Annotated in this window: 1 protein-coding gene; it reads right to left on the reverse strand. The window is 54.3% G+C overall.

The window, feature by feature from the left end:
- Positions 1-530, reverse strand: a 530-nt coding sequence (locus Q4551_RS16200) for a cadherin repeat domain-containing protein (RefSeq protein ID WP_303434969.1), incomplete at both ends; no start/stop codon positions are given.

Consider the following 530-nt stretch of genomic DNA (forward strand, 5'->3'; position numbering starts at 1 on the left):
GCAGTCGCGGTATCACCAGAGGTAATCGTCGGTGCGACTTCATCGAGGTTATTGACCGCCAGCGTAACGGCTTGGTCGGTGTGGTTACCTGCTCCATCGGTGGCGGTGACGGTAAAGTTGTAGCTGGACTTGCCCTCATAATCCGCATCCGCCAACAAAGTAACTTCGCCGGTGGCTGAGTTGATGCTGAAGTACGCCGCATCGTCGCCAGAGAGCGAGAAGCTCACTCCACTGGATATATCCGCTGAATCATCGGCAGTGGCGGTATACACCACCTGCCCAGAACCAGTGTTTTCATCGATGGCAGTCGCGGTAGCGCCAGAAGTAATCGTCGGTGTGACTTCATCCAGATCATTAACCGCCAGAGTGACGGTCTGATCAGTTAAGTGACCAGCCCCATCGGTGGCGGTGACTACAAATGAATAGCTGGCTTTTGTTTCGTAATCAGCGTCGGCCAACAAAGTCACTTCACCGGTGCTGGCATCAATCGAGAAGTACGCCGCATCGTCGCCTGACAGACTGAAACTCAC

The organism is Oceanobacter sp. 5_MG-2023 (assembly GCF_030548165.1).
GTDB lineage: Bacteria > Pseudomonadota > Gammaproteobacteria > Pseudomonadales > Oceanobacteraceae > Oceanobacter.